Origin of the sequence: Arthrobacter sp. HMWF013, from assembly GCF_003061105.1 — a bacterium.
Lineage (GTDB): Bacteria > Actinomycetota > Actinomycetes > Actinomycetales > Micrococcaceae > Arthrobacter.
Genome location: NZ_QAIQ01000207.1, coordinates 1 through 6,901 on the forward strand (window position 1 = coordinate 1; position 6,901 = coordinate 6,901).

Here is a 6,901-nt window from a genome sequence, read left to right on the forward strand (position 1 = left end):
CGGTTCCGCCGGCGGGTTGGCCAGCAGGGCTTCCCAGTGGACCATCAGCCGGCAGAACTGTTCCCTGCTCCCCCGGCGGCGGTCCAGCTGCGCCGCCCACGCTGCTTCCGAGGCCAGGATGACATCACGCTCCGCGTCAGAGACCGGGAACCGGGGGCGGGCACCCACCGCAGGCGCTGGACCCACACTGCTGCCGCGGTAGACCATTTCCGCGTTGAGCATGCTGTCAAGGATCGCCTGGACCGGACGGCCCGGAGACGGGCAGCAGTCCTGGCCGGCGCAGTGGGCGTCACGCCAGTAAGCGTCCCCGACGTACCACGCGTCCCGAACGGTCAAGCCCGCAGAGTCCAGGACGTTCTCCAGCGCACCCAGGAGACCGCTGTACGTTCCAGGTGGGTCCATCCAGCCGTCGTTGGTGAAGAAAGCCAGGAGGGCGGCGTCGGCACGCTGATCCGCCAGGAGGTAGTCGCGCACTGTACGGGCGTAATCTTTGGGGTCGGCAAGCGTTTCCGGACCTGGCAAATCGAGCCTCAGGGTTGCGCCCAGGCGCTTCCCCTGCATGGTCATGGCCACGAGGCTGTCCGCCGGCCAGTACCCAAGGGAATGCGGAATGAATCCGAGGATGTCTTCAGGGCCCCGGACGGTCAGGTGTTCTGGAGGTGTCATGACTCCAGCTTTGGCCCAGCCGTGGCCGGTCTGAAGAACGGGCTTTCCTATGTGAACAATCAGCCAAAACAGCCTGTTGTGGAGGACAAGTGCCGGTCTTAGCCCGGGCTGTGCCGGTGGCTCTTAGTCCGGGCTGTCCCGGCGGCGCCGTTGGGCCAGGCTCGCGCGCCGCTGCTGCGCCATGGCCTGCAGGAGAGGTGCCACCACAACGCCCTGGGCCGCCATCTGGCGCCGGACCTTGCGGCGGCAGGCGAGCATCATGGCCGCGCCGAACCCCAGGAGCAGGAACTGGACGCTGAGGGCAATCCGGAACGGGTCCAGGCCGTAGAGCACGCCGTGGGAATAGCCGCTGGCCAGCAGGACGTCCAGGACGAGCCCGATCAGGAAGATGGCCACGAGGGCCGCGATGAAACCGCCCACATTCACAATTCCCGTAGCGGTGCCGATCCTGTGCGCCGGATTGAAGGTCCGGGCGAAATCAAAGCCGATCATCGAGCCCGGGCCACCGATAGCCAGGACCACCACGAGGCAGGCCAGCAGCCACAGCGGGGCGCGGCCGGGCGTCAGCAGCACCGCGGCCCAGGCGGCGGCCGTGGATCCGGCGATGAGCAGCACCATGGTGGAGCGGCGAAGCGGGTGGCGGGAACCGAACCGACCGAAAAAGGGGCCAACCGCCATCGCCGCCGCTACGTACAGCGACATGAGGCCGGCCACCGTGGGGGCGTCCAGGCCCTGCCCCGAGATCAGGAAGGGATAACCCCAGGTCATGGCGAACACAGTGCCGCTGAACTGGATGGTGAAGTGGCTCCACATCCCCAGCCGGGTTCCCGGCTGCCGCCAGGCGCGGGCGAGTGTAGCCCCGGTGGCTTTGAGCCCCTGTTGCGCGCGGGGGACGGCTGCTCCGGGCGGGTGGTCCTGGAGCAGCACCACCACGAGGACCACGGCCAGTCCGGACATGCCCGCCAGCATCAGGAAGCCGGGCGTCCAGCCGAAAGAGTGCAGCACAAACGCAAAGGGGACCACGCTGATGAGCTGCCCCAGCTGCCCGGACATGCCGGTGAGCTGCGTGACCAAAGGTACCCGCGCCGGAGCAAACCACAACGGAATAAGGCGGATGACGGAGATGAAGGTCATGGCGTCCCCGGCGCCTACCAGGACGCGCCCTGCCACACCCCCGGGGATGCTGTCCGCGAAGGCCAGCTGCAACTGCCCGAGCCCCATCAGGATGGCCCCGCCGGCGATCATCGCCCGCGAACCGAATCTGTCCACCAGGAGGCCAACGGGAATCTGCAGTGCCGCATAGACCAGCAGCTGAAGGACCGTAAAGAACGAGATGGCCGACGCTCCGGCGTGGAAGCGTTCGGTGGCTTCAAGTCCCACCACCCCGAATGACGTGCGCTGGGAAACGGCAACCAGATACGCGAAGATTCCGATGGTCCAGATGAGCCAGGCGCGGGGTGCAGTCACTCCCTCATTATGCCCGGGGTACTGCACAGAGCACTCCAGGGGTCTGCCAGGCGGACGCCGCCGGCAGACCCGTGGGCAATGGATTACGTGCCGGGGTTCTCCCGTGCCAGGTAAGCCTCGACGGCGGCGCCGAGCTCGTCACCGTTGGGCAGTTCGTCGTTTTCGTCAGCCAGCAGTGAGCGCCGGACCGTGCCCTCGGCCTTTTCGTCGTACCGCGCCTCCAGGCGGGCCACCACCTGCTGCACGTCCTCGGAAGCTTCGATCTGCTCGGCAATCTGCCGGCCCACTTCCCTGCCCGCTTCGCGCAGCCGGTCCGTTGGCAACATCAGCGAGGTGGCCGCCCCAAGGAACTCAAGTCCGGCGACGGCAGCTGTGGGGTACTCCGCCTCCGCGAGGTAGTGGGGCACGTGGATCACGTAGCCGGCAACGTTCCGTCCGGCTTCCATAAGCCGCAGCTCCAGGATGTGTCCCACCGCAGCGGGTACTTCCACGGTGGGCTTCCAAACGGAAATCCCCTCGATCAGTTCCGGACGGTTGCCGTGGACGGTCACGCCTACGGGGCGTGTGTGGGGTACCGGCATGGGGATGGAATGGATCCAGGCAACAAGGTTCACGTCCAGCTTCTCGACGATGCCGACCACCGCGCGGGCAAAGCGCTCCCATTGAAGGTCGGGCTCAAAGCCGGCCAGCAGGAGGAACGGGCTGCCGAGGCCGTCCGTGAGTTTGTACAGCGCCAGCTTCGGCTCCCGGTAGTCCTGCAGGTGGTCTTCCACGAAAGATACGTGCGGCCTGCGGGAGCGGTAGTCGATGAGTTGGTCGGCGTCGAAAACTGCCACCGTCTCGGCGTTAAGGGTGTCCAGCAGCTCCGCGTTAATCTGCTTGACCACGTGGCCGGCGTCGGCGAAGCCGGTAAAGCCCATCACCAGGTTCAGCCCGCGGAGTGCCGGGCTGTGGAACAGTTCGATGTTGCTCGCATAGAGCGCATCGGGGTCCAGCAGGGAGCCGGAAATCCGTTCAAGCACGGCGTCTTCCTTTCGAGGGGTTCGGGTGGATATCTTCTACAACACAGCCGGGCACCCGGGCATTCCGCGAAGCCCGGATGTGGCGCAGGTCTCCGTAAATACGGCGGCCGGGGCCCACAACGGCTACGATCGACAATGGCCTTCAGGACGGGCTTTGCCGGCACCCCGGCCGGGTTCCGATCGGACGGCCGCCGAACTTCCCTGGCCATGCGCCTGACATCCACCAGCGCGAACAGCCTTTTCGAGAATTGAGGACTTACCCGTGGTCAAGAATGCTGAAATCAACCTTAGTACCCTCACCAAGGACCTGAGGGGAACCCCCAGCGATGCTGTTGTCATCGGCGTGGGACAGGGCACTGACGGCCCGGTCCTTCTCAACAACCCGCTGACCGCGAAGTCCGCCGGCGTCCTGGCCGATTCCCTCAAAGCCCTTGGCGTCACCGGCGCTGCGGACCAGGTTGTCCGGCTTCCCGGCCACCCGGAAACCGGCGCGGGCGTCCTTGTCCTTGCAGGTGTGGGTAAAGTCTCCGCTGACCGGTCGCTGACCGCCGAGGCGCTCAGGCGCGCCGCCGGTTCGGCTGTCCGCCAGCTGGCAGGGTTGACCACCGTTGTTCTCGCGCTCCCGACGGCGGGAACCTCCGACGTCGCGGCCGTCGCCGAGGGTGCCGCCCTCGGCGCCTATTCCTTTACCGAGTACCGGTCCTCAACCGACGGGCAGAAGGACCCTGTCCGCAGCGCAGTGATCCACACCGCGGTTGCGGACAGCCCGGAACTGCGCACAGCGCTGACCCGGGCGGCCCTGATCGGCAAGGCCGTGAACGCTACGCGCTCCCTCGTCAACCAGCCGCCCAGCCACCTTTACCCGGAGTCATTTGCCGAGGCTGCGAAGGAACTGTCCAAGGGACTCCCTGTCAAGGTGACCGTCTGGGACGAGAAGCGCCTCGAAAAAGAAGGCTTCGGCGGAATCATGGGCGTGGGCAAGGGCTCATCCCGGCAGCCGCGCCTGGTCAAGGTGGAATACTCCCCCGCCAAGGCGGCTTCGAAGATCGCCCTCGTGGGCAAGGGCATCACGTTCGACACCGGTGGCATCTCCCTCAAGCCGGCACTGGGCATGGGAGACATGAAGAGCGACATGGCCGGCGCCGCCGTCGTCCTTAACACTGTGTTGGCCATCGCCGGGCTGGGCCTGCCGGTCAAGGCCACGGCGTGGCTCTGCATTGCCGAAAACATGCCCGGCGGCGCCGCGTCACGGCCCGCCGACGTCCTGACCATGTTCGGCGGAAAGACCGTTGAAGTGCTGAACACTGATGCCGAAGGCCGATTGGTCATGGCTGACGGAATCGTCGCTGCCAGCCGGGAATACCCGGACGCCATCATCGACGTCGCCACGCTCACCGGAGCCCAGCTCATTGCCCTGGGCAACCGGACCGCCGGAGTGATGGGCTCGGACAGCGTCACCGGTCCGCTGAAGGCCGCCGCCGACCGCGCGGGCGAACTCGTGTGGCCAATGCCGCTGCCGGAGGAACTGCGTCCGAGCATCGATTCCCAGGTTGCGGACCTGGCCAACATCGGGGAACGGCACGGCGGCATGATGACCGCCGCTGTTTTCCTGCGTGAGTTCGTGGGCAAGGGCAAGGACGGGGAACAGATCCCCTGGGCCCACATCGACATCGCGGGTCCGTCCTTCAACAACGGGAGCCCTTACGGCTACACCCACAAACAGGGCACCGGCTGCACAGTCCGGACCCTGGTGGCCTACGTGGAGGACCTCCTGGGCTAAAGCCGCGTGACACTGGACACAAGCGCTCCACAAACGCGGTGGCAAGGTGGAGCATGGATAAGTGGTTCGCTAAGGTGAACAACGGTAGTCACAAATGCAAGAGAACCTGCCTGCTGGCATAATCACGGCAGTACAAGTTCCAAGACCAGATGATGCGTACTCTCGCGTCATCATTCACGCGAGGGAGCGTCTAAGTGGCCGATCAGGCAACTGCGCAAGAATTCGACATCCTGGTACTCGGTGGCGGCAGCGGCGGATACGCTGCCGCCCTGCGGGCCGTACAGCTCGGCCTCACCGTGGGCCTGGTGGAGAAGGGCAAGCTGGGCGGCACCTGCCTCCACAACGGCTGTATCCCCACCAAGGCTCTGCTCCACTCGGCAGAACTGGCCGATCACGCCCGTGACTCCGCCAAATACGGCGTGAACGTCACCCTGGACAGCATCGACATCACCGCTGTCAACGCCTACAAAGACGGCATCATCGCCGGCAAGTTCAAGGGCCTGCAGGGCCTGATCAAGTCCAAGGGCATCACCGTCATCGAGGGTGAAGGCAAGCTTCAGGGCACCGACACTGTCGTAGTGAACGGGACAGCCTACAAGGCCAAGAACATCGTCCTCGCCACGGGTTCCTACTCCCGCACCCTGCCGGGCCTTGAAATCGGCGGCAAGGTCATCACTTCCGACGAAGCGCTGACCATGGACTACATCCCCAAGAGCGCCATCATCCTCGGCGGCGGCGTCATCGGCGTCGAGTTCGCGTCCGTCTGGAAGTCCTTCGGCGTGGACGTCACCATTGTTGAGGGCCTGCCCTCGCTCGTCCCCAACGAGGACGCCGCGATCATCAAGAACTTCGAGCGTGCGTTCAAGAAGCGCGGCATCAAGTTCTCCACCGGCGTCTTCTTCCAGGGTGTCGAACAGAACGACGACGGCGTCAAGGTCACCCTTGTCGATGGCAAGACCTTCGAAGCGGACCTTCTCCTCGTGGCCGTGGGCCGCGGACCGGTCACCGCCAACCTTGGCTACGAAGAAGCCGGCGTCACCATCGACCGCGGCTTCGTCATCACCAACGAGCGCCTGCACACCGGTGTCGGCAACGTCTACGCCGTGGGCGACATCGTCCCGGGCGTCCAGCTGGCCCACCGTGGCTACCAGCAGGGCATTTTTGTCGCCGAAGAGATCGCCGGCCTGAAGCCGGTCATCGTCGAGGACGTCAACATCCCCAAGGTCACCTACTCCGAACCCGAAATCGCCACCGTGGGCTACACCGAAAAGGGTGCCAAGGAGAAGTTCGGCGAGGACCAGGTGGAGATCCAGGAGTACAACCTCGCCGGCAACGGCAAGAGCTCCATCCTCGGCACCGGCGGTCTGGTCAAGCTGGTCCGCCAGAAGGACGGCCCCGTAGTAGGCGTCCACATGATCGGCTCCCGCATGGGCGAGCAGATCGGTGAAGCCCAGCTGATCGTGAACTGGGAAGCCTACCCGGAGGACGTGGCCCAGTTGCTGCACGCTCACCCGACCCAGAACGAGGCCCTCGGCGAAGCACACCTGGCGTTGGCAGGCAAGGCCCTGCACGGCTGAAACGCCCCGCCCGCACCACAGCAAGACCCTGGGCTTAGTGCGCCCGGCCCGAATTGCCGGGTGCACTAAGCTCAAAACCAAGGCAGCAACCATCCGCACAAGATCAATAAGGAGAACGGGGACGACATGTCTGAATCCGTTAACTTGCCCGCCCTCGGTGAGAGTGTCACCGAAGGAACCGTCACCCGCTGGCTCAAGCAGGTAGGTGACCGGGTAGAGGTGGACGAGCCGCTGCTCGAGGTTTCCACCGACAAAGTAGACACCGAAATCCCCTCTCCGATAGCCGGCATCATCGAAGAAATCCTCGTTGCCGAGGACGAGACCGCCGAGGTAGGCGCTCCCCTGGTCCGTATTGGCGATGGCTCCGGCGGAGGCGCTGCCCCCGAGGC

The 6,901-nt window shown here is 65.3% G+C and carries 6 protein-coding genes; 3 read left to right on the plus strand and 3 right to left on the minus strand.

Going from position 1 to position 6,901, the window contains the following annotated elements:
• The 3 genes from DBR22_RS08825 to DBR22_RS08835 all read right to left on the minus strand — a co-directional run.
• Nucleotides 1–666: DUF4192 family protein (locus DBR22_RS08825; RefSeq protein WP_146187440.1), on the minus strand; the 666-nt coding region annotated here is incomplete at its 3' end.
• 123 nt (nucleotides 667–789) lie between these two features.
• On the minus strand, nucleotides 790–2,133 hold the full coding sequence (locus tag DBR22_RS08830) for an MFS transporter (protein WP_108598708.1): 1,344 nt from the start codon (nucleotides 2,131–2,133) through the stop codon (nucleotides 790–792).
• A gap of 83 nt (nucleotides 2,134–2,216) precedes the next feature.
• Complete coding sequence (locus DBR22_RS08835) at nucleotides 2,217–3,155, minus strand: proteasome assembly chaperone family protein (RefSeq protein WP_108598709.1); 939 nt, start codon at nucleotides 3,153–3,155, stop codon at nucleotides 2,217–2,219.
• A 262-nt stretch (nucleotides 3,156–3,417) separates the two neighbouring features.
• Between DBR22_RS08835 and DBR22_RS08840 the strand changes: the two genes are divergently transcribed.
• The 3 genes from DBR22_RS08840 to DBR22_RS08850 form a co-directional block, all read left to right on the plus strand.
• Entirely contained in the window at nucleotides 3,418–4,935 is a 1,518-nt protein-coding gene (locus DBR22_RS08840; RefSeq protein ID WP_108598710.1) for a leucyl aminopeptidase, read from the plus strand.
• Nucleotides 4,936–5,129: 194 nt separating this feature from the next.
• A complete protein-coding gene (gene lpdA, locus DBR22_RS08845; protein WP_108598711.1) occupies nucleotides 5,130–6,512 on the plus strand; it encodes a dihydrolipoyl dehydrogenase in 1,383 nt (460 codons plus the stop codon).
• 126 nt (nucleotides 6,513–6,638) lie between these two features.
• On the plus strand, nucleotides 6,639–6,901 hold a 263-nt coding region (locus tag DBR22_RS08850; protein ID WP_308810194.1), incomplete at its 3' end, for a biotin/lipoyl-containing protein.